This is a genomic window from Sporosarcina sp. NPDC096371, assembly GCF_044762865.1.
Classification (GTDB): domain Bacteria; phylum Bacillota; class Bacilli; order Bacillales_A; family Planococcaceae; genus Sporosarcina.
In genome coordinates this window covers 267,927-290,184 of record NZ_JBIWFE010000003.1, presented here as the reverse complement: position 1 = coordinate 290,184, position 22,258 = coordinate 267,927, and the positions used below count along the sequence as shown (strand labels likewise).

Sequence of the window (22,258 nt, the reverse complement as noted above, 5' to 3'; positions counted from 1 at the left end):
ATACGCACCCTCTTTACTTTCTTTGTACCGATATTCAAGCACTTACAATTCATAGATAATACAAATACAACACATGATATCCGAATATTCCTAAGAGGTTGATTCATTTGTACTTTTACTCCACTTTACTATATACTACTATTTAGTTCGACATCCGTAATAAAGGGAGAGATGAGATTTGGTTAAAAGTTTGCCACTGCGTTCAGAAGTACATATAGAAGAAACGTGGAATTTACAAGACCTTTTCAACACTGAGGAAGACTACAATGCAGCAATTGCTGAGCTAGAAACAGCAGTCGATACGTATGCCGAAAAATTCAAGGGGCGCCTTTCCGATGCGACAGCGGTTAACGAAGCCTTGAAGGGCTCCGCGGCCATTTATGAGAAAATGGTTCCAATCGGCACGTATACAAGCCTATCGTCTAGTACGGACCAAACAGATGACGTAGCCCAAATGCGTTCCAGTAAATTTGGTTCACTAGCGGCGAAGATCAATAGTAAACTCTCATTCATCAATAGTGAAATTTCCGAGCTGCCTGTTGCAACTTTGAAAGATGCGATGCAACAAACTGCTGAATTTGAAAACTACTTAGAGAAATTGATTCGACAAAAAGACCATCAATTACATCCCGAAGTCGAGAAAACACTCGCCGCATTTTCTTCAACATTCAGCGGCCCATATGGCTTGTATAACACTACAAAAATGGTCGATATGGCATTTGATGATTTCGAAGCGGACGGTCAGCAGTATCCCCTAAGCTATGTCTCTTTCGAAGGCGATTGGGAATCAGAAGCAGATACTACGAAACGTCGGGCGGCATTTGAAGCCTTCTCTACTAAATTGAAAGACTATCAACATACAACTGCAAAAACGTATGACATGCACCTGCAAATCGAAAAAACAACATCTGATTTGCGTGGCTACGATACGATTTTTGATTACCTATTGTTCAATCAAGAAGTTGATAAATCGATCTATGATCGCCAAATCGATTTGATAACTACTGAACTGGCACCACATATGCGTAAGTATGCTAAACTGCTGCAAAAAGTACACGGCTTAGATAACATGACGTTCGCCGACTTGAAGATTCCGCTTGATCCTACGTACGAACCTACCATTACAGTCGAAGAATCGAAAACGTATATCGATCAGGCGTTGGCGATTATGGGTGATGATTATTTGACTATGGTCAAGCGTTCTTACGATGAACGTTGGATTGATTTTGCGCAAAATAAAGGGAAATCGACGGGTGCATTCTGCTCAAGTCCTTACGGCAATCATCCGTATATCCTTATTTCATGGACAGGCAGCATGGAGGACGTCTTTGTCCTTGCACATGAACTTGGCCACGCAGGGCATTTCTATAATGCCAACCGTGAACAAAATATATTCAATGCGCGTCCTTCCCTTTATTTCATCGAAGCACCTTCCACGATGAATGAAATGTTGGTTGCCAATCATTTACTGAAAAACTCGGATGATCCGAAATTCAAACGTTGGGTAATCTCCTCCATCGTATCGCGTACTTACTACCACAACTTTGTGACACATTTACTAGAAGCCGCTTATCAACGTAAAGTTTATGAGCGTATTGATGCGGGTGGTAGTGTGAATGCGGGTGTCTTAAACAACTTGAAACGCGGCGTTCTAGAAGAATTCTGGGGAGAAGACGTCGACATTACTGAAGGCGCTGAATTGACATGGATGCGCCAACCGCACTACTACATGGGCTTATATCCATACACATACAGTGCTGGACTGACTATTTCCACTCAAGTTTCCAAACGTGTTTTGGAAGAAGGTCAAACAGCTGTCGATGAATGGTTGGAAGTCTTGAAAGCCGGCGGAACAAAATCGCCTGCTGATCTTGCCAAAATGGCTGGTGTGGATATTACAACAGACCAACCGCTTCGCGACACAATCGCTTATATCGGCGAGTTGATTGATCAACTCGTTGTGTTAACAGAAGAAATCGAAGGTACAAATTAAAGAGTCGAAACAAAAAAGAAACCATCCAAGTCAATTGGATGGTTTCTTTTTTTGTACTATGCATAAATGATTATTTCATCCACTCCGGTTTACCGAAACCTTGAAATTCCTCATCAATTACTTTTTCAAATTGTGCTGATTCAACAATTTCTTTAATATCTTTAGCAAATTGTTTGTCCAGATTTTCTGTTTTCACTGCTACGACATTACGATATTGATCGGGCATATTTTCTAATGCTAATGCATCCAGCAAATCCATACCTGCCGATAATGCAAAGTTTCCAGGAACCGCTGCTAGATCTGTGCTCTCAACTGAACGGGGAAGCTGTCCTGACTCAATCGGCAAAAACTTCAAATTCTTATGATTCACTGTAACGTCTTTTTCCGACGCTTTCAGTATTTCGATATTCGGATCAAATTCAATAAGACCTTCATCTTGTAATATAATTAGCGCGCGAGCCGCATTGACAGGGTCATTCGGTAATGTAATCTTTGAACCGTCTGTAATCTCTTCAATGGACTTGAACTTATTCGAAAAAATACCCATTGGAGCTGTCGGTACGTTTATCAACTTGGATAATTCAAAGTTATTTTCTTTAACAACATTATCTAGATACACTGTATTTTGAAATAAGTTAGCATGTATCTCCCCATTTGCTAGTGCTTGGTTCGGCTGAATATAATCACTAAACTCTTTCAGCTCCACTTTATAGCCTTTTTCCTCTAATCCCGGGATAATCGCCTTTTTCAACATATCACTATATGGGCCTGCTGTTGCGCCAATTGTTATGGATTTCTCGTCATTCGAAACATTTTTGTCTTTTCCTCCACAAGCAGCCAGTACAGCTACTAGGGCAATCATCATACAAGTAATCAGTAGTTTTTTCATGATGTCATCTCTCCTCTGTTATCGTTTATCAACTGATTTTGAAATCCAATCTCCTGCAAACTGAATAATTTGTACAAGCACAATTAAAATAAGTACTGTTACAACCATGATTGTTTCGTCATAACGGTAGTAGCCATAACGGATGGCCAAATCTCCCATTCCACCTCCGCCGACAACCCCTGCCATTGCGGAATAGGCAACCAAACTGATGACAGTCAACGTCAGCCCTTGGATAATACTTGACTTTGCTTCCGGTAATAATACGTTGCGGATGATCATCCAAGGACTTGCACCAATTGAAATCGCCGCTTCAATGACACCCTTATCGATTTCTCGAAGTGAAGTCTCCACAATTCGTGCAAAAAATGGAATGGCCGCTGCTGACAAAGATACACTAGCTGCCGTCGGACCAATTGACGTACCGACTAGAAGTGTAGTCAAAGGAATGAGTAACACAAGTAAAATGATATAAGGAATGGACCGGACCATATTGGTGATGAAACCTAGAATCGATTTCACTATAATATTTTCTAGGAACAATCCTTTATCCGTCGCAAATAGTAAAATGCCCAATGGTAACCCAATGATCAACGCAACAACAAGTGAGATCCCCACCATGAAAAGTGTTTCACCAAATGCCTTTGTCATATCTGGCAGTAATTCAATGATTTGTTGTACATCAATTCCCATTGCCGATCACCTCCACTTGTACATGACGAGATGATAGATATGCGATGGCTTGCTCAACAGCCGCCGGTTCTCCCAGCAACTCCATCACAAATATTCCCAGTGGCATTTCTTGAATATACTCAATCGATCCATGCAAGAAATTACCCGTTACGTTGTATTTTTGGATAGTTTCAGAGATAACACTCTCACCTGCGACATTTCCTTTGAACATCAATTTCACAATACGTCCTGTGCAATTTGCTAAAATAGCTGCCGGAACGTCAAAGGACACTACACTGCTGATGAATTCTTTCGTTAGTTCTTCTTGAGGATCCGAAAAAACATCATACACTTGTCCTTCTTCAATCACTTTTCCATTTTGCATAATCGCCATGCGATTACAAATTTCTTTTACCACATGCATCTCATGCGTGATTAACACAATTGTAATCTGTAGCTCCAAATTGATTTTCTTTAATAATCGTAAAATCGACAAAGTCGTATTTGGATCCAAGGCGGATGTTGCTTCATCACAGAGTAAAACGGATGGGTTATTAGCAAGCGCTCGGGCAATTCCAACTCGTTGCTTTTGCCCTCCACTCAATTGTGCAGGATAGACATTTCGTTTATCCGACAAACCGACCATTTCAAGCAACTCTGCTACACGGTCACTAATTCGAGCCTCAGGTGTTTTTGCTGCACGTAATGCGAATGCAATATTTTCATATACCGTCTTTTGGCTAATTAAATAAAAGTGCTGAAAAATCATACCGATTTTCAATCTTGCTTGACGCAAGCTTTTCCCTCTTAACTTCGTCAAATTAACGCCATCTATTAAGATTGTACCTTCCGTAGGCTTTTCCAATAGATTCAAGCAGCGAATCAGCGAACTTTTCCCAGCACCTGAATAACCGACAATGCCGAAAATGTCACCCTTGTTAATCTCGAGCGAAACGTTATCGACACCTCTTACAATCCTATCTTTAGTTTGATAAATCTTCGAGACCTTTTGGATTTGAATCATTGACTTCTCCTCTTTCTATTCAATCAACTACGCTGTGGATTTTTATGTAATTCGGAAAAAATTCTGATCAATATAATAAAAAATACCTCTTTCATAAATGAAAGAAGCACCGAAAATATCGTTTCAGCTTATCTTTCAGAATAACATTCACTCTGTAGGAGTTGGCACCTTCCTCGTTGTATACAAGGGGTTGCTGGACGTCATCGGGCCTATCCCTCGGTCGCTCATGATAAGTTACATATGTAATTGTTTGAAGCTTAAGTTATATAGTAGTCTGAACCAACTAAATTGTCAACACAATAATACAATTGACAACTAGTGCAATATTGCTATTAAGTCAATAACTCCTGTATACTAGCATATAAATAATTGACTACTCAAATGAAAGAGGTAATCCTATGACACTCTCAAATCGGTTGAAAAATTTACCACCACACTTCTTTTCATCACTCGTTCGAAATGTAGAGCAAGCACTTTCGGAAGGACGAGACGTGATTAACTTAGGGCGAGGCAATCCAGACCAACCTACTCCACCCCATATAGTCAAGGCTTTACAGGAAGCCGTTGAAGACCCAGCTACGCATGGCTATTCCCCTTTCAGAGGGATTGCAGAATTCAAACAAGCTGCTGCAGACTTTTACAAACGCGAATTCAATGTCGATATCGACCCTAAAACGGAAGTAGCGGTTCTATTTGGTACAAAGCCTGGATTAGTCGAATTACCCCTTGCTTTGATGAATGAAGGGGAATTACTTTTACTACCGGATCCTGGTTATCCAGATTATTTATCAGGTGTGAGCTTAGCAAATATTAACTACGAAACTATGCCCTTACTCGCAGAAAATAATTATTTTCCGGATTACAGCGCCTTAACTGACGAACAAAAAAAGGCAAAGTTAATGTATTTAAACTACCCAAACAACCCAACAAGTGCCACTGCAACCATTCCGTTTTTTGAAGAAACGATTGCTTTGGCTAAGTCCAATGACATTGCCATTATGCATGACTTTGCTTACGGCGGAATTGGCTTTGACGGCAAAAAACCACTTAGTTTCCTACAGGTAGAGGGTGCTAAAGAGGTCGGAATTGAAATGTACACCTTGTCAAAAACGTATAATATGGCCGGTTGGCGCGTAGGATTCGCGGTCGGTAATGCCGAAATTATTAAAGCCATCGGTACCTTGCAAGATCATTTATTCATCGATATTTTCCCAGCCATTCAACGCGCCGCTGCCGTCGCATTATCAGGCAGTCAAGACTGTGTGGATGAGCTGATTGCTCTATATGAAAGTCGCCGCAACGTTTTAATCACTGAGTGCAATCGAATTGGTTGGAATGTGGTGGCTCCCTCCGCGTCATTTTTCGCGTGGCTACCTGTTCCCACAGGCTATACAAGTGAATCGTTCACAGACCTTCTTTTAAATAAGGCCGATGTAGCCGTTGCGCCAGGTCATGCTTTTGGCGTGCACGGTGAAGGCTATGTACGCGTCGGATTATTAGAAACAGAAGATCGTTTAAAAGAAGCCGTTGCGCGTATTGAAAAGCTCGATTTATTTTCGTAATCAAAAAAACTGGCGGACTGCAAATAGTCCGTCAGTGCTTTCAGTTATACGCATAAGTTTCTTTTGCGAGAATCACTTATCGAAACCCCATTTGTCTCCCTAGGTTTTAGGTAAGTTTTTTACTTCGAAACTATTTATTTTATCAATCTATTTTTTGAGCATCCTACTGTTTGCCATAAAAAAGACTACCCAAACCAAAATGGATAGTCTTTACACACTTACATCGATTGATGATTAAAATTACTAATTACCCTTTTTTTGCATCATCTTCTCTTTCCAATCGATCTACAAGTTTTTCTAATAATTTTCCAAGCTTTTCAGTGTCTGGATTTATCGTATTATTTTGCGACTTCTCTTTTTTCAATTCATCGATTTGGCTTTGAAGTTTATCTATATCTTGCTGCTGCTGTGCATCAGAAATTCGCCCTTCTTCTATCGAAATCGCTCCACCAATCGTTTGCAATGCATCACCCAATGTTGATATGGCTGACCCCAAAAGCGCAATTTTAGCGCCCCGATTTAAGGAGTCATCATTAGACAATAGTTTATCATTAATGATTGGATAATCTCGTCGCAAAATCATCGCCCCTCTAACCATTTTGTTGAATGATTATTTTAGCTTTCAGGCTATTATATGTTATCAAGTGTGGTTGAGGACCTTCCAGGTGAGTTTCCGATGATGATGAGTACAGTAGCTTAATGAATTTCACGCATGATAAATCCAAGCTGCACAGAATCGGCAATTCGCTTATAGCCTATTTCTTGATAGATTTTATTGGACGTCGGGTTCATCAAATCCGTATACAGCACGCAGAAATCATAGCTTTTTAATAGTTCCGTTGAACAGGACGCAACCATCGTCCGGGCATAGCCCTTTTTTCGCTCCTCATGTGGGGTAAATACGAGAGATACCGTGACACCATGCTTGCTAGGACGTGATTTTTTCATCATCGACACAACTTTCCCACCATGCTCCCACAAAAACACTTCACGCTCACTTAAAAATGCAGCCACACGCTTTTTCACGTCTTCAATCCGAGTAATTGGAAGCCCCGTATCTTCCTCAAAAATGGTGTACCACTTCTCGATAATTGAACAATCTCCTTCATCCGCAAAACGCCAGCTCCCCGGGCTTTGTAGAAGTGTTTCATTCACTTCATCGAGCCGATACAATCCTTGGTCCATCAACAATTGATGGGTCATTCCTGTTTGCGCCTCCCATTTCTCTACGAAGCAATATGCCCACGCCTTGAGGCTAATGACGGAACTGATTTCAATTTCATGTTGCAATAATTTCTTAATTAATAAATCCATGCTTTCTTCTACTCGTTTTTCATCAACAAAAATTAGGTTTAACGGATGTGGAGGTGTCATTTGAAAGAGGGCTAGCACTCTCCCATCCTCTTCAATTGTCGCCATGAAAGGATTTTCATAGCGTCCTGCTTTAATCGCTTGCAGTACGCCAGAAAAGAGACTGTAGACATCTTCCCCCTCAGCTAAAATCGGCTCTACTTGTAACGCAAATTCATGCACATCAGCATATTGTTTAAACTCCATTCCCATCCCCCCAAACTCTATTTAAAAAAGGATATGATACCTTCCTCAAAAAAAGAAAGGTACCATATCCTTCAAATTACCCGAATACTTCGCCACTGTCTAGGCTTAATTGCCACTCAATACCGAACTTGTCCGTTATTTGGCCGTAGCATTTACTGAAAAATGTTTCTTGCAGCTCCAAGTTTACCTTGCCGCCCTCTTTCAGTTTACTGAACACAGATTTGATTTCAGCCCCGTCTTTACTAACGACCGCAAGGGTAATGTTGTTCCCTTGAGTAAAAGGCGATCCCGGAAAAGTATCCGAAAACATCACATTGCTGCCACTTATGTTAAGCCGTGTGTGCATCACTAAATTTTTCGCTTCTTCTGGAAGAGGATACTCCGGGTTGGGTGGCCCTTCTCCGAAAGTCATGATTTTGGGTACTTCTGTTTCAAAAACCTCTGCATAAAACATCACTGCCTCACGACAATTCCCATTAAAATTAAAATAGATATCAACAGCCATTTCCCTTCACTCCTTCGATTTCATTCTGAATCCAGCTATCCCAACTTTATCATTTACCTAACTGCTTATACAATCGGGAAGTAATTCATTTGTGCCAAAGTTCGTTCGTACTCTATATATTCCTTTGATTGATGAAGTTCGCTACTTGATTTTAATGTAGTTAATGCACTTTCAATTAAAAACTGTCTCGGCTTCTCTTTATTAATCAGTATTTCTTTTTGTATAAAATATAATAACTCTACATACGTCGTTATTTTTGGATCTTCTAGATCAAATTGCTTTTCAATTAACTTTTTCATACTCAAAGTGGCAAATGAAAATTCGTTATTGAAATAATTTTGATTATTCGATTGTGACAGCAATGTACTCATCTTTTCTGGTGCAAATAATTGAATATCCTTTTGACTCACATCATCGAGAATGGTCATCACTCGATGCAAACAATAAGTGGCCATTTGCTGTACCGTTAACATGCCGTTTTGACGGTTACTTGTATACAAAATATTTTGCATCATCCCAGTAAAAAGCACAGCGCAATCTACCAAATATTTCGCTTGATTTTCCGAAAAAATATCTAAAAAACGCTCATAGATCCAGGTCGTAAAAAAGTCTTTTGTCTGCTTAATGTATTTGATAAGTTCCGGTTCATTTGACACAAGTACCTCTTCAATAAGCTGGATTATTTTATTTTTACGATTCATCTCCATTATAAAAACAATCTGTTTGATGAAAACTTCTTTGTCCCTAATATCTTCTCCAATGAGCAGCTCGTCCCTTTTCATTCTCATATCTTCTTGTAGAAGATTGAATACTGCTTTAAATAATTCACCTTTGGAAGGAAAATAATTATAAAAAGATCCCTTTGAAATACTACTATGGTCCAAAATATCTTGAATCGATGTGCCATGATAGCCTTTTTCACTAAATAATTCATGCGCCTTATCTATCACATATCTTTTTTTCTTATTCATGGTTATCTATCTCTCCTAGGTGATTATGTGCTTATATTATTAATTCTATCATAACACTTTTATACCACAGGTACATTTGTGAACTATCAGTATGTTTTTATTGCTCTTTTCGTTTCGAAGGTGTATTATAAACCTCTCAATACTTACGGTTTACATTTGAACCGCCAGTCTAAAAAAGCAAAGGGGAATATTTTTATGTCCGCGAAACAGATAAAGCCTTCATATGGTTTGTTGGCAATTTTAATGACGGGTGCATTCGTGGCGTTACTTAGTAATACTTTGTTAAACGTCGCACTCCCTTCCATTATGAATGAATTTGATGTCAGTCCCGCAACCGTACAATGGTTGTCGACTGGTTATATGCTCGTAAACGGGATTTTAATTCCAACCACAGCATTTTTGATCAGCAAATATACAGCTAGGCGCTTGTTCTTAATTGCCATGGGGCTCTTTACGATTGGTACATTAATAAGTGGATTCGCACCGAGTTTTTCAATCCTCCTCGTAGGACGCATGGTGCAGGCTTCCGGGGCTGCCTTAATTATGCCTTTGTTAATGAACGTACTCTATACATCATTCCCTCCTGAAAAACGTGGTTCTGCAATGGGGATGTTCGGGATTGTTATGATTTTTGCTCCCGCCATTGGACCTACATTATCCGGCTGGGTTATTCAACACTATAATTGGTCCGTGTTATTCTTTATGATGGCGCCTCTAATGGTTCTCGTGTGGGTTTTAGGATTCTTTAAACTACACGATAAAAAAGAAAGTAGTAACGCTAAAATCGATGCACTATCTGTTGCTTTATCAGCCTTGAGCTTCGGTGGTATTTTATACGGATTTAGTTCGGCTGGTAATCACGGTTGGTCTGCTCCAAGTGTGTATTTTACTATTATTGTTGGTGTACTGTCATTAGCTTGGTTAATTCTTCGACAATTTAAGCTTGATGAGCCAATGCTAGATTTCAGAGTCTATAGATATCCAATGTTTGCTTTATCTTCTGCCATTTCGATTACTTTAAATATGGCTATGTTCTCAGCTATGCTATTAATGCCAATCTATCTCCAAAATATTCGTGGCATTTCGGCGATGGATTCGGGCTTAATGATGCTACCAGGCGCATTAATTATGGGGATAATGATGCCGATTACCGGTAAAATATTCGACAAATACGGGCCTAAAATCTTGGCCTATGTAGGATTAACAATTGTGGTCATCACGACATTCTTGTTTGGTCAATTGACCGATTCAACAGAATATATTCACTTAGTTGTAATCTACTCCGTCCGCATGTTCGGGATTTCAATGGTCATGATGCCGATCATGACTAATGGTTTAAATCAAATCCCGCCTGCTTTAATCCCACATGGTACGGCGATGAACAGTACCATTCAACAAGTATCAGGCGCGATTGGTGCTAGTTTGCTCGTCACGATTATGTCGAATCGTACATCTGTACACGCAGAAAATATGCTCGCTGAAGCCATGGCGAAGTTAACGACTACACCCACTGGCGAAGCGTTAGTCGAATTGCAACAACATATCACAATGGAAGCAACCATTTCCGGAATAAATGATTCGTTCCTAGTCTCTACAGGAATCGCCGTTGTGGCATTTATTCTATCGATCTTTATTAAAAGAACAACGTTTCCAAAACCACTAGAAACCAAATAAATAGAAATACAACTAGGGCTACTTCAAAGTCGGAACAACGACTTATGAGGTAGCCTTTTCATGTAGAGCCTATACATGTTTCAACCTAATTGCTTTCATAAATGCTAGCCAATGTGAAGACAATGGAATAGACAAAGAGGAACTGAAAAGGATGTCCGATTTTTGCCCAGCATTATGGCTGGAAGAACAAACACCTGATGACGTCGAAGTTTGCTGCGAATGCAGTCTTGATACACATGGCACACGCATGATTTGAGGCGAAGGAAATCCGGAGGCGCATATTCTAATCATTCTTGATAATCCCGGAGCTCGCGAGGATCGGCAAGGCAATTCATTTATTTGTGGAACACGGCAAACCCCACAATAAGCTGCCATTGACATTGGTTTGAAAACAGCAGATTTATCTGAAGCATGATTGATATTAAATTTCCCAACTGCCCTAGCCTTCTCATCGATGGAATGCAGGTGCTTGTTTTGCTCGATTCAAGCGAAGTAATTGCTTAATTAGAATTAACGGAACCTTCCAATCGATATGAACGTATTAACTAGTAGGGCTTTAATGAATAATCACTAACATTACTACTATTGGTTTCCGATTCTAATCACAGAAGAATATTGGTTGTTAAAATGATAAGGAGGAATGATGATGTATTCAAAACCGTTCAGTAAACATCGATTTATGAAAACAATGGGAGGTATTCTGTTTTTATTTTCTTCTTGTTTTTTGATTGTAGGGTGTTCTCAAGAAAATGTGGAGAATCAAGGCGAAGTAGTTGCTCCATTGGAAGATAAAAACAAAGCTGCGATTCGTGCTGTTCTTGAAAAGGAATTTACGGGTCCAGATGAAGAATACCTGCGTTTAAGCGAGGAATTATATAGGCAACAAACGGATCCATCGTATGAAGGGTACGTCGATACAAGTGTGTTACCTCCAGACACAGAAGAAATCACTTCATATGTAGAAAAAACCTACTCGTCTTATTTTACGGAATTAGGATTTGATTCCTTTGTTAATGCTACACCTGCTTTCATGTACCATCATTACCCAGCCGATCATCAATTAAGTATCGAAGATATCGAAGTGGTGCAAGGTATTAAGCCAAAAGCACCAAATCATTATGATTTTACTGCCCAAGTAGAATATATAAACAATGTTGGAGAAACTACGCAATTCAAGATAAGCGGGACGGCAATTTGTTCAGAAGAAGGAAAAATCGGAAGGATTATGATCGATGACGGAGGACTGTTTAATAAAATCAATGAGGATCAAAATTAGATAAGGTACAGTGTGGTATTTCCTTTATAGGGCACTTTCCCCTTACCTTTTCCATTTAAATTAACCACTGAATTAGCAACGGTATTAACACAATATTTTCGCCTTACAATAATTATTGTTGGTCATGTAATTCGTGAGTCAATTTAAATGTTGAAATAGGCGTGACTTGTGTTTAAACGTTGATGTATAGGCATTTTAAAGACCGCTAATTCAAGTGCGAATTAGCAGTCTATTTAGTGCTTTATTTTGTATTTAGTACCACTCAACTGAACGGGTTACCTGTAAAGATGCATATCTTTTTCTATGTAAGGCAGGTACTACTTCACCAAAGCATCGGTTTTTGCACCATAAGCCAAAGCATGATTAGCATTAAGCCAATATAATACCACGAAGTTTTGTTCAAACGACTCAGCATAACATTTTTATCAGCGCCTGGGTCGTGGAATTTCCGAAGCACTAACGTAAACCCTCTCGATAGGAAAACCGCAGATAACAACAAAACTGCAAGCGTCATGATTACCCATGACGTATACCATGGCCAAGGTCCAAGGATTAATAGGAGGACACCGGTGAAAACGAGGACATGTCCCGCATGCATAACGATACGGATAACGACGTTGATGACAGACAAGTAGGCTTGCTCAATGACTGCATCAACGCCCCGTAAACGTCTAATAATCGGCATAAAAATAAATAATGGACCTATGGAAAGAACCGCACTGACGATGTGTGAATAGACGAGTATTCCATAGATAACCTGTTTCATTTCAATTTATCATTTCTTAACCGGACTATATTCATGTACCCATACCTTCATTTGTGGAAGCCAAGGCATTTTCGCGTGTGCATGCATAGACATCATCGATTGTTTATACGCTTCTAGATCCGCATAGCCTTCTTGCTGCGCAAGTTCGTCTGTCAGTTCACCAAGCGTTTGTACGTAAAGTGCGTCGATTGTAAACTCTTGACCATCTAGCACCATGATTTCTCCTGGATATGCATAGACACCGTTACGGCGAGTAGCAGTTTTTTCGCCATGTAGTACTTTTTGTACGTCTTCTGGTATTGTAACCAATCGTTCAATCGAACATGTTTTTTCTGGAAATCCAGTCATATAAATCGCTCCATTTCTCAATAGTTCTCTACCCTATCATAACGATTTTTCACAGCTTTTGCGACATATCCGCAAGTAGTTTTTTATGCAGTAAGACCGATGCATTCATCTCGACACGCATCGGTCACAATTGACTAGATAGCTTTCACTTAGCAGTTAAATCATTTCACAGAGGATTTACAACTGCTTCATTAAATTCGCCATTTCAATGGCAGCCGCCCCTGCATCCCATCCTTTATTACCGGCCTTTGTTCCAGCACGCTCAATTGCTTGCTCGATGGTATCGGTAGTCAAAACACCGAAGATGACAGGAATACCTTCTTGCATATTGATAGCTGCAACGCCTTTGGCAACCTCGTTACATACAAAGTCAAAATGTGGTGTTGCACCACGGATTACCGTACCGAGTGTGATAACCGCATCATAGTTACCTGAAGCTGCCATTTTCTTCGCAACAAGTGGAATTTCATAAGCTCCCGGTACCCATGCTACGGCAATATTGCTTTCATCTACGCCATGACGACGTAACGCATCTTCAGCTCCACCCAATAGTTTTCCAGTAATGAATTCATTAAATCTTGCAACGACAATCCCTATTTTAAGTCCTGTTCCCACTAAATGTCCTTCATAGATTGTTCCCATTGTAAATCCCCCTTAGCTGTGCAATATATGCCCTAGTTTATTTTTCTTCGTTTCCATATACATCTTATTTGCATCTTTTACTGGCATTTCAATTTGAATACGTTCCGTTACTACTAACCCATGCCCTGCTAATCCGGCAATTTTACGCGGGTTATTGGTCAACAGATGAATAGATGTTAAACCGAGATCTCGTAAAATCTGTGCGCCAATCCCATAATCTCGAAGATCATCTGGAAATCCTAATTTTTCATTGGCTTCAACTGTGTCATAGCCTTCTTCTTGAAGTTTGTACGCCTTCATTTTATTGACAAGCCCAATTCCTCGCCCTTCTTGACGCATATAGAGCAGAACGCCTCTTCCCGCTTTTTCAATCTGCGCAAGCGCCGCATGAAGTTGCGGTCCGCAATCACAGCGACACGAACCAAAGACATCACCCGTTAAACATTCTGAATGAACCCGTACAAGAATGTTTTCAGCGTCTTTAATATTACCTTTCACTAAAGCGATATGTTCACGGCCAGTTAATGTCTCTACGTAGGTCACTGCCTTAAATTGACCGAAATCCGTCGGCAATTGTACATCGACAATACGTTCAATCAGCTTGTCATTCTCCCGACGATAGGCGATTAAATCTTGTATCGTTAAAATTACAAGATCAAATCTTTCAGCAATTTCTTGTAGCTGCAAACCTCTAGCCATCGTTCCATCGGCATTCATGATTTCGCAGATAACGCCAACTGGTTCTGCTTCCGATAGTCGCGCCAAGTCAACAGCGGCTTCCGTATGACCCGCGCGTTTCAACACACCGCCTGGTTTTGCAATCAACGGAAAAATATGTCCCGGCCTTCTAAAGTCGGTTGGCCCCGCGTCTTTTCCAAGCATCTTCAATACGGTTTCTGAACGTTCAAATGCAGAGATTCCAGTATGACAGTCCGAATGATCAATACTGATTGTGAATGCAGTTCCGTGCGCATCACTATTATGTTCTGTCATGAGGCCAAGTTCGAGCTTTTTTGCTTTCGCCTCATCTATCGGCACGCAGATAAGTCCACGGCCTTCCGTCGCCATAAAGTTAATCATTTCAGGTGTAGCAAATTCACCAAGCGCAACAAAGTCACCTTCATTTTCCCGGTCCTCGTCGTCGACAACAATGATAGCTTTTCCTTTTTTCAGTTCTTCGATCGCCTTTTCTACGGTCGTGTACATCTATAATTCCCCCTTAACTAAGGAATCCACTGGAGGTGAGTGTATCCATTGTTACTCCTCCAGTTGAATTCGTTTTGTTTGTCATCATTAGCCGTTCCATATATTTTGCGAGCATATCGCATTCTACGTTCGCTCGATCACCTGGCTTCTTTCTCCCTATGATGGAGTCACCTTGTGTGACAGGAATAAGCGAGATAGTAAAACCCTTATCTGTCACACCAAAGACAGTAAGTGAAGTGCCATCCACTGTTACCGAACCTTTCGGGATAAAATACTTCAATAGTTCAGTAGCAACACTGATGTCCATATAAGTCGCATTTCCTTTTGGTCTAACCGACATAATTTCTCCAGTACTATCAACATGCCCGCTGACTATATGGCCACCAAAACGACCATTTGCGGCCATCGCACGTTCTAAGTTAACCGGATTTCCCGTACGCAACGTATGGAGTGTCGTCGCTTGCACCGTTTCCGGCATAACATCTGCCGTAAATTGCGTATTCGAAAATCCAGACACAGTCAAACAGACGCCATTCACTGCAATGCTATCGCCTTTTTTGACATCGCTTAGAACCGTTGTGCAACGAATAGCTAATTGGAGTGAATTCGGTCCTGGCTTAACTGCTGAAACAGTTCCAATTTCTTCGACGATACCCGTAAACAAATGCGTCAATCCTCCTTGTGGAACTTGGCATGCAATCGGATATCATCTCCAATTTGTCGCACATCTAAAAAACGGAGTGATTCACTATCCGCCATCAAGTTCCGAGTTTCGTCCATGAATAAAGAAGTACCATTGCCAATCAACTTCGGTGCCATATACATATACAGTTCATCTGCAAGTCCTGCATTGATAAAACTAGAATGGATCTGGCTACCGCCTTCAACAAACAACGTCATGATCCCTTTATTCGCAAGGCGCTTTAGTACTTCATCTAAAAAAGATTCGCTTTCTGATATCCTTTCAATTGAAACGAAGGGATGTTCAAAAAAAGCGTTTCTCGATTTTGGAGAATCGAGTGTAAAAATAATCGTTTCTACAGCGCCGTCTGTGACGACATTCGCTATTGGTGGCGTCCGAAGATGCCGGTCTAAAATAATTCGAATTGGATTCTTTCCACCATGGGGCAAACGGGTGGTGAGGAAAGGGTTATCGTGAAGTACGGTTTGTATGCCTACCAAAATAGCATCATGGGTATGGCGGAGGTGATGGACATCGGTTCTTGCTGCATCCGAAGTAATCCATTTGCTGTCCCCAGTCTGCGTTGAAAGACGACCGTCGAGTGTTGCGGCGGCTTTCAAGGTGACATACGGTTTCCCGTATTGAATAAAATGAAAAAATGCTCGGTTCAACTGCTCTGCCTCTTCCTGTAAAATGCCGGTGATCACTTCAATTCCAGCAGCTTTAAGAAGCCCGATTCCTGTGCCATTAACGGCAGGATTCGGATCGATGGATGCCACAAAAACGCGGCGAATACCGCTTGAAATAATGAGATCTGTGCAAGGAGGTGTTTTCCCTGTATGGGCACACGGTTCCAGCGTCACGTAAAGATCCGCGCCGTCCGCTTCTGAGCCCGCCATCCTTAAGGCATGCACTTCCGCGTGCGGCGTTCCCGCCTTCAAATGCGCACCTGTCCCAATAATCTGGCCGTTTTTCACACAAACAGCACCGACAAGTGGATTCGGCGAGGTTTGTCCTTCTGCACTGCGCGCTAAATTAAGGGCTAATCTCATATAATCATAAGGGTCCATTGGCATTCCCCCTTTCAATCATTATGAAAGGGCAGAGATCAATTGCGCCTCGGCATAATTGCGTCCAGATTTTTTCGAGCGGGCTCGAAAAGCACCACTGAAAATCTGTGACATCCGCCGGAGGCTTTAACTTGATTCAGCTGGGATTTGATTCCACTGAAACAAGTTAATAAGCATCATACGTATAGTTAAACAACTTCTCCCATCCAGACTGTAACTGTCGGTGCCGGAATTTCACCAGCTCCACCGCCTTCCACTGAAGGAAGGACGGGTCACGGACTAACGAGCGATTGCTCGATCACCGCCGGTAAGGAATTTCACCTTGCCCCGAAGAGTTTTTCTATAACGTACTGATGCTAAGTTAACATACTACTTCAATTTAAGCAAAAAAATACTCGGTCCGATTGTTCGGAACCGAGTATTTTCTACGTTTCTCTCTTAGTTCTTCAAGTCTTCAATCGAGCCAATATCCATATACTGCGGCACTACAAGACCGACTTTAACACCATCCACACTTACGCCGAGTTCTTCATATTGCCCTTCAAATTTATCGGCATATGCCTTGGCTGTCAATGGCAACCATGCGGCAAGGGATGCATCGGCGCTACCATCTGCCACTGCCGTCCACATTGGTCCCGATTCTACTTGCATTAGGTTCACTTGATAGCCCATGTCTTCCAACACAAGTTTCATAACGTTATGACTGGCGATTTCACTATCCCACGCCACATAAACAAGCTTAATTTTGTCGCCATCTACTTTTTCTACACCAGCTGTCCACTCCGCAACCTTGTCCGGGTTCGCATCTATCCAACTTTGTGCAGCGACTTGTTCCTTTTCACCTTCATAAATCGCTTTCATCACTTCATTCATATCTTCTTCTGTCCACTTGAACCGGGAAAGAATTTGATGGGCTTCTGGGAGATCATCCGCTAAGCCAAGTCTGCCAATTGTACGAATTTGTTCTTCCCCTCCGTACAGTCCTTTTGGGTCTTTCAGGAATTTCAAATCAAATTCCGCAAACTTCCAATGTGGCGTCCAGCCAATTACAACGATTGGCTGTTCTTTATCATAAGCCCTTTTTAAAGCTGCAGTCATTGTTGCACCTGAACCTGAAACGACTTTCATACCTGTTAGCTCATACTCTTCGATTGCTTTTTCCGTTGTCGACATAATATTAGCACCTGGGTCAATGCCAATAATTTGATAGTCAAGTGATTCTGCAACTGACTTTTCTGTATCCGTCTGCCCTTTCCCATCATCTTTGCCACATGCCGCAAGTCCGAATGCGAGTAGAGCAACCGCCCCAAGTCCTACTACCTTTTTCACGATGTTCTTTTTCATAATCCATTTCCCCCTTGTTTTTCTATTTATTTCCCAATCAGTTCAGCTGGATACTATTTCAAGCTGATATAAAAAATAAACCCGAAAAAGCACTGTACCTTACAGCGTTTTTCCGGGTTTATGGTACTATTACTATTTCTTCAAATCTTCAATCGATGTGATGTCCATATACTTCGGTACAACAAGACCGACTTTAACACCTTCCATGTTAATACCAAGTTCTTCGAATTTGCCTTCAAATTTATCGGCATATGTTTTATGCGTTAATGGTAACCAAGCCGCAAGCGATGCATCTGCGCTGCCGTCAGCAATCGCTGTCCATAGTGGACCTGCCTCTACTTGTGTCAATATCACGTTGTAACCCATTTCTTCCAAAACCAATTTGATCACGTTATGGCTAGCAATTTCGCTATCCCATGCAACGTAAGCCAATTTGATTTTATCGCCATCTACTTTGTCTACACCAGCTGTCCACTCAGCCACTTTGTCCGCGTTGTCATCAATCCAGTTCTGGGCAGCAACCGCTTCTTTTTCACCTTCTTGGATGGCAATCATGACTTTACCCATATCCTCTTCTGTCCATTTGAATTGAGACAAAATTTGGTAGGCTTCTGGTAGGTCAGCTTGTAATCCAGTTCGACCGATTGTTCGGATTTGTTCTTCATCACCGTACGCGCCTTTTGGATCTTCAAGATATTTTAATTCGTATTTCGCGAATTTCCAATGCGGTGTCCATCCAGTTACAACAATCGGCTCCTCTTTATCGTAGGCTTTTTTCAAAGCAGCTGTCATTGCTGCACTTGAGCCTGATACAAGGTCCCATTCAGTTAAATCATACTCTTCCATTGCTTTTTCAGTTGCTTCCATAATACCCGCGCCTGGATCAATCCCAGTGATTTTATACTTCACAGACTCGCCGACAGTTTGCGTTGAATCTGCCCCTGCTTTTCCATCATCGTTCCCACAAGCTGCAAGCCCTACTGCAAGTAGAGCTACTGCTCCAAGTCCCAAAACTTTTTTCGTAAGTCTCATTATAAAGTTCCCCCTTGTTTTTTCTTTCCAGCGTGCTGTGTCACTCGGTCCAAAATAATTGCCACGATAACAATCGCTAGACCCGCTTCAAATCCAACACCTGTTTTCAATTGTGTAACCGCCCGGTAGACTTCTTCACCAAGACCTGGTGCACCAACCATAGAAGCAATAACCACCATCGATAATGACAGCATGATACTTTGATTGACCCCCGCCATAATGGTCGGTTTAGCTAGCGGTATTTGCACTTTCGTCAATCGCTGCCAAGTCGTCGAACCAAATGCTTCTGTTGCCTCAATCAAATCTTTAGGAACCTGTTCGATTCCCAGCATCGTCAAACGAATAGTTGGCGGCATCGAGAATATAACCGATGCGACAACCCCTGGAACGACTCCAATATTGAAGAAGAAAATCGCCGGTAACAAGTAAACAAATGCCGGCATTGTCTGCATAAGATCCAAAATGGGATTAATGATTTTGCGTGCACTCGCTTGTTGCGAACCCCAAATACCAAGTGGAATACCTATCACAATCGCTATCGTGACAGAAGTGATCACCAATGCAAGCATCTGCAACATCGGATACCAGTAGCCTAAATAATCGATGAACAATAATCCAATCAACGACATCAAGGCAATTCGGCGCGTGGAGATCAACCACGCTAGCAAGGAGAATAGAACGGCAAGCAGAATAGATGGCACCATGTCAAGTCCTTCCACTGACCCTTCAACAATCCCCGCAAGTACATCTGAAATACCATCAAATACAGTGCCAAATGTAGTCACAAGCCAGTCGACCCCATTATCAATCCAATCAGCAAACGGTAGACGAGGTAAGTTATTCATTTGACTTCACCTCCGAATCTGTTTGTTCGGCAGAATCGACCATAGCATCATTATTTATAAACTGATTATCGCCTGCCAATGCACCGATTAGTGCACCTCGAATAATAATTCCTTGTAGCTTGTTATCATCACTTACAACAGCAACAGGTATCGATGCGGTTGAAACGATATCAAATAGATCAATTAGCAACGTCTCAGCGGGCATCATTGGCAGATTTGAAATCAAAACTTCATGAAGGGTTTTGCCTGATTCAGTTGCATCGACAGCATCCTGCGCTGTTACCGCACCAAGGAGTCGATTCCCTTTATCAACCACATAGATGGATGAAATCCCAAGGCGTTTCATCAGTCGCAATGCAACTCGCGGTCCTCGATCAACTTGTACCGTATCGGCTTTTTTCATAATATGGCCTGCTGTTAATACTTTGGACAAATCAACATCTTCAACAAATCGTTCAACGTATTCATTTGATGGATCCATTAATATTTCTTCCGGAGTTCCGATCTGAACGATTTCTCCGTCCTTCATCAAAGCAATCCGATCGCCGATACGAAGTGCCTCATCCAGATCATGGGTAATAAAGATAATCGTTTTTCCCATATCATTATGAAGCTGTAGCAATTCGTCTTGCATATCTTTGCGTATCAATGGATCCAGTGCACTAAACGCCTCATCCATTAATAAAATATCTGGTCCATTCGCTAACGCTCGAGCAAGACCTACGCGCTGCTGCATTCCACCACTTAATTGGTTCGGATACTGATCTTCGTATCCAGCAAGACCAACGAGTTTTAAAGATTCTTTCGCTTTTTCCTGACGTTCTGCTTTTGCCACGCCTTGAATTTCCAGCCCATATTCCGTATTTTCAAGAATTGTTTTATGAGGGAAGAGCGCAAAATTTTGAAAGACCATACCAATTTTTTTACGTCTCACTTCACGAAGCTGTTCTTTATTCATCTTGACGATATCCTCACCGTCTAGCAAAATTGTGCCCATCGTCGGGTCAATCAATCTGTTGAGCAACCTGACAAGCGTTGATTTCCCACTACCGGACAAGCCCATAATGACAAATATTTCACCTTCATAGACATCAAAAGATGCTTTTTTCACTCCGACAGTTGCACCAGTCGCTTTTAATATTTCGCTCTTCGTCTTTCCTTCATTCAGCAGCTGAGCCGCCCGTTTACTGTTTTTACCGAAAATCTTCGTCGTGTTGTGCACTTCGATTTTCTTCTTAGCAATTTGATCACTCATACGTCCACTCCTTACAATTATCAATTACGCCTCGGCGTAATTGCGTCCAAATTTTGAATTGTGCTTGCACAATTAACTCCCTTCAAAATTTGAAACATCCGCCGGGGGCTTAACTTGAATCAGCAGGGAGTTTAAACTTTTGTTTCCGATGCCCCGCTTTCAGTACAAAAGTATTTACTGATTCAAGTTAAAACTTTATGAACACTCACAAGTATAGACCTAGAAAAATATAAATTCAACTGTTTAGACCAATTTAATAGTTTGTACAGAAAAAACTGTACAAACTATAATTATTATAAATTGCTTTTTTCCTACGGATATAATACGCTATAATAAAATAACTGGGTCGACTTACATATGCCGATAACAGTGGAGGGAAAACTTGCATGAACGGTAAAGAAAGACTTGAAAAAACGCGTGAGCGGGTTATTGAATCCATCGCACAAAATATACATCTTTATGGCCTTACACCTTCTTCCGGGAGACAGTTTGGCACCATGTTTTTTCATAATGAGCCGTTGACATTAGACGATATGACGGAAGAACTCGGGATGAGCAAAACGAGCATGAGTACTTCTGTACGAGCATTATCCGATTTAAAATTAGTAGAGCGCGCTTGGAAACGAGGCGTTCGAAAAGATCTTTATCAAGTAACGGATGATTGGTATCAAAGCTTTATTGATTTATTTTCAATTAAGTGGAGAAAATCTGTAAACCAGCATTCCATAGCGGTTCGTAAATCGTTAGCCGAACTCGAAGAATTAGTAGTGGACCCAACAATCAGTGAAGAAGTAAAAGAGCTTGCCCAGATAGATATTGAAAAATTACAGTATATGCGTGATTATTACGCATGGCTTGATCGACTTGTCGACGCTTTCGAAGATCATGACATTTTCAATCTTGTACCGATTAAAAAACCACAAACAGATACTTCAGAAAAGTGAACAT

The 22,258-nt window shown here is 41.2% G+C and carries 22 protein-coding genes and 2 riboswitches; of the genes, 5 read left to right on the top strand and 17 right to left on the bottom strand.

Features of this window, described 5'->3' with window-relative positions:
- The first annotated feature begins 178 nt into the window (after nucleotides 1–178).
- Nucleotides 179–1,993: an oligoendopeptidase F gene (gene pepF, locus ACIQ0H_RS10080; protein WP_403413916.1), complete on the top strand. Its 1,815-nt coding sequence runs from the start codon at nucleotides 179–181 to the stop codon at nucleotides 1,991–1,993.
- Nucleotides 1,994–2,063: 70 nt separating this feature from the next.
- Here the strand turns inward: pepF and ACIQ0H_RS10075 are convergent, their stop codons facing one another.
- From ACIQ0H_RS10075 to ACIQ0H_RS10065, 3 genes are read right to left on the bottom strand one after another with little or no spacing between them, the layout of a single operon-like run.
- The gene (locus tag ACIQ0H_RS10075; protein WP_403413914.1) at nucleotides 2,064–2,882 is read right to left on the bottom strand and encodes a MetQ/NlpA family ABC transporter substrate-binding protein; all 819 of its coding nucleotides are present in this window, start codon (nucleotides 2,880–2,882) and stop codon (nucleotides 2,064–2,066) included.
- An 18-nt stretch (nucleotides 2,883–2,900) separates the two neighbouring features.
- Nucleotides 2,901–3,572: a methionine ABC transporter permease gene (locus tag ACIQ0H_RS10070; protein ID WP_403413912.1), complete on the bottom strand. Its 672-nt coding sequence runs from the start codon at nucleotides 3,570–3,572 to the stop codon at nucleotides 2,901–2,903.
- Entirely contained in the window at nucleotides 3,562–4,575 is a 1,014-nt protein-coding gene (locus ACIQ0H_RS10065; protein WP_403413910.1) for a methionine ABC transporter ATP-binding protein, read from the bottom strand. The genes ACIQ0H_RS10070 and ACIQ0H_RS10065 overlap by 11 nt, the downstream gene beginning before the upstream one ends.
- 125 nt (nucleotides 4,576–4,700) lie before the next feature.
- A riboswitch (SAM riboswitch) is annotated at nucleotides 4,701–4,811 on the bottom strand.
- A 162-nt stretch (nucleotides 4,812–4,973) separates the two neighbouring features.
- Here ACIQ0H_RS10065 and ACIQ0H_RS10060 point away from each other — a divergent pair.
- Nucleotides 4,974–6,137 (top strand): pyridoxal phosphate-dependent aminotransferase, encoded by a 1,164-nt coding sequence (locus ACIQ0H_RS10060; protein ID WP_403413908.1) that lies wholly within the window; start codon nucleotides 4,974–4,976, stop codon nucleotides 6,135–6,137.
- A gap of 247 nt (nucleotides 6,138–6,384) precedes the next feature.
- On the opposite strand, the gene ACIQ0H_RS10055 is transcribed toward ACIQ0H_RS10060, so the two are convergent.
- The 4 genes from ACIQ0H_RS10055 to ACIQ0H_RS10040 form a co-directional block, all read right to left on the bottom strand.
- The gene (locus ACIQ0H_RS10055) at nucleotides 6,385–6,720 is read right to left on the bottom strand and encodes a hypothetical protein (protein WP_403413906.1); all 336 of its coding nucleotides are present in this window, start codon (nucleotides 6,718–6,720) and stop codon (nucleotides 6,385–6,387) included.
- A gap of 113 nt (nucleotides 6,721–6,833) precedes the next feature.
- Nucleotides 6,834–7,694 carry a GNAT family N-acetyltransferase gene (locus tag ACIQ0H_RS10050; protein ID WP_403413904.1) on the bottom strand — a complete coding sequence of 287 codons (861 nt, stop codon included), beginning with the start codon at nucleotides 7,692–7,694 and terminating at the stop codon, nucleotides 6,834–6,836.
- 76 nt (nucleotides 7,695–7,770) lie between these two features.
- Nucleotides 7,771–8,199 (bottom strand): VOC family protein, encoded by a 429-nt coding sequence (locus tag ACIQ0H_RS10045; RefSeq protein WP_403413902.1) that lies wholly within the window; start codon nucleotides 8,197–8,199, stop codon nucleotides 7,771–7,773.
- Nucleotides 8,200–8,264: 65 nt separating this feature from the next.
- Nucleotides 8,265–9,170, bottom strand: coding sequence for a TetR/AcrR family transcriptional regulator (locus ACIQ0H_RS10040; protein WP_403413900.1), 906 nt, complete (start codon nucleotides 9,168–9,170; stop codon nucleotides 8,265–8,267).
- 195 nt (nucleotides 9,171–9,365) lie between these two features.
- Here ACIQ0H_RS10040 and ACIQ0H_RS10035 point away from each other — a divergent pair, with 195 nt between their 5' ends.
- Nucleotides 9,366–10,844, top strand: coding sequence for a DHA2 family efflux MFS transporter permease subunit (locus ACIQ0H_RS10035; protein WP_403413898.1), 1,479 nt, complete (start codon nucleotides 9,366–9,368; stop codon nucleotides 10,842–10,844).
- Between the two features lie 646 nt (nucleotides 10,845–11,490).
- A complete protein-coding gene (locus ACIQ0H_RS10030; protein WP_403413896.1) occupies nucleotides 11,491–12,120 on the top strand; it encodes a hypothetical protein in 630 nt (209 codons plus the stop codon).
- Between the two features lie 322 nt (nucleotides 12,121–12,442).
- Here the strand turns inward: ACIQ0H_RS10030 and ACIQ0H_RS10025 are convergent, their stop codons facing one another.
- From ACIQ0H_RS10025 to ACIQ0H_RS09980, 10 genes are all read right to left on the bottom strand, one after another.
- A complete protein-coding gene (locus tag ACIQ0H_RS10025) occupies nucleotides 12,443–12,886 on the bottom strand; it encodes a hypothetical protein (RefSeq protein ID WP_403413894.1) in 444 nt (147 codons plus the stop codon).
- Nucleotides 12,887–12,895: 9 nt separating this feature from the next.
- Entirely contained in the window at nucleotides 12,896–13,234 is a 339-nt protein-coding gene (locus ACIQ0H_RS10020; protein ID WP_403413892.1) for an ASCH domain-containing protein, read from the bottom strand.
- A 177-nt stretch (nucleotides 13,235–13,411) separates the two neighbouring features.
- On the bottom strand, nucleotides 13,412–13,876 hold the full coding sequence (ribH, locus tag ACIQ0H_RS10015) for a 6,7-dimethyl-8-ribityllumazine synthase (RefSeq protein WP_403413891.1): 465 nt from the start codon (nucleotides 13,874–13,876) through the stop codon (nucleotides 13,412–13,414).
- Nucleotides 13,877–13,888: 12 nt separating this feature from the next.
- Nucleotides 13,889–15,082 (bottom strand): bifunctional 3,4-dihydroxy-2-butanone-4-phosphate synthase/GTP cyclohydrolase II, encoded by a 1,194-nt coding sequence (locus ACIQ0H_RS10010; RefSeq protein WP_403413889.1) that lies wholly within the window; start codon nucleotides 15,080–15,082, stop codon nucleotides 13,889–13,891.
- Between the two features lie 13 nt (nucleotides 15,083–15,095).
- Nucleotides 15,096–15,755 (bottom strand): riboflavin synthase, encoded by a 660-nt coding sequence (ribE, locus tag ACIQ0H_RS10005; RefSeq protein WP_403413888.1) that lies wholly within the window; start codon nucleotides 15,753–15,755, stop codon nucleotides 15,096–15,098.
- A complete protein-coding gene (gene ribD, locus ACIQ0H_RS10000) occupies nucleotides 15,752–16,834 on the bottom strand; it encodes a bifunctional diaminohydroxyphosphoribosylaminopyrimidine deaminase/5-amino-6-(5-phosphoribosylamino)uracil reductase RibD (RefSeq protein WP_403413886.1) in 1,083 nt (360 codons plus the stop codon). Before ribD ends, ribE begins: the two co-directional genes overlap by 4 nt.
- A 190-nt stretch (nucleotides 16,835–17,024) precedes the next feature.
- Nucleotides 17,025–17,173: riboswitch (FMN riboswitch) on the bottom strand.
- Nucleotides 17,174–17,272: 99 nt separating this feature from the next.
- Nucleotides 17,273–18,178: a glycine betaine ABC transporter substrate-binding protein gene (locus tag ACIQ0H_RS09995; protein WP_403413884.1), complete on the bottom strand. Its 906-nt coding sequence runs from the start codon at nucleotides 18,176–18,178 to the stop codon at nucleotides 17,273–17,275.
- Between the two features lie 132 nt (nucleotides 18,179–18,310).
- Complete coding sequence (locus ACIQ0H_RS09990; protein WP_403413882.1) at nucleotides 18,311–19,210, bottom strand: glycine betaine ABC transporter substrate-binding protein; 900 nt, start codon at nucleotides 19,208–19,210, stop codon at nucleotides 18,311–18,313.
- Nucleotides 19,210–20,055 carry an ABC transporter permease gene (locus tag ACIQ0H_RS09985; protein ID WP_403413880.1) on the bottom strand — a complete coding sequence of 282 codons (846 nt, stop codon included), beginning with the start codon at nucleotides 20,053–20,055 and terminating at the stop codon, nucleotides 19,210–19,212. The genes ACIQ0H_RS09990 and ACIQ0H_RS09985 overlap by 1 nt, the downstream gene beginning before the upstream one ends.
- On the bottom strand, nucleotides 20,048–21,310 hold the full coding sequence (locus tag ACIQ0H_RS09980) for a quaternary amine ABC transporter ATP-binding protein (protein WP_403413878.1): 1,263 nt from the start codon (nucleotides 21,308–21,310) through the stop codon (nucleotides 20,048–20,050). The genes ACIQ0H_RS09985 and ACIQ0H_RS09980 overlap by 8 nt, the downstream gene beginning before the upstream one ends.
- A gap of 386 nt (nucleotides 21,311–21,696) precedes the next feature.
- Here ACIQ0H_RS09980 and ACIQ0H_RS09975 point away from each other — a divergent pair, with 386 nt between their 5' ends.
- Entirely contained in the window at nucleotides 21,697–22,254 is a 558-nt protein-coding gene (locus ACIQ0H_RS09975) for a GbsR/MarR family transcriptional regulator (RefSeq protein WP_403413876.1), read from the top strand.
- Nucleotides 22,255–22,258: the final 4 nt, after the last annotated feature.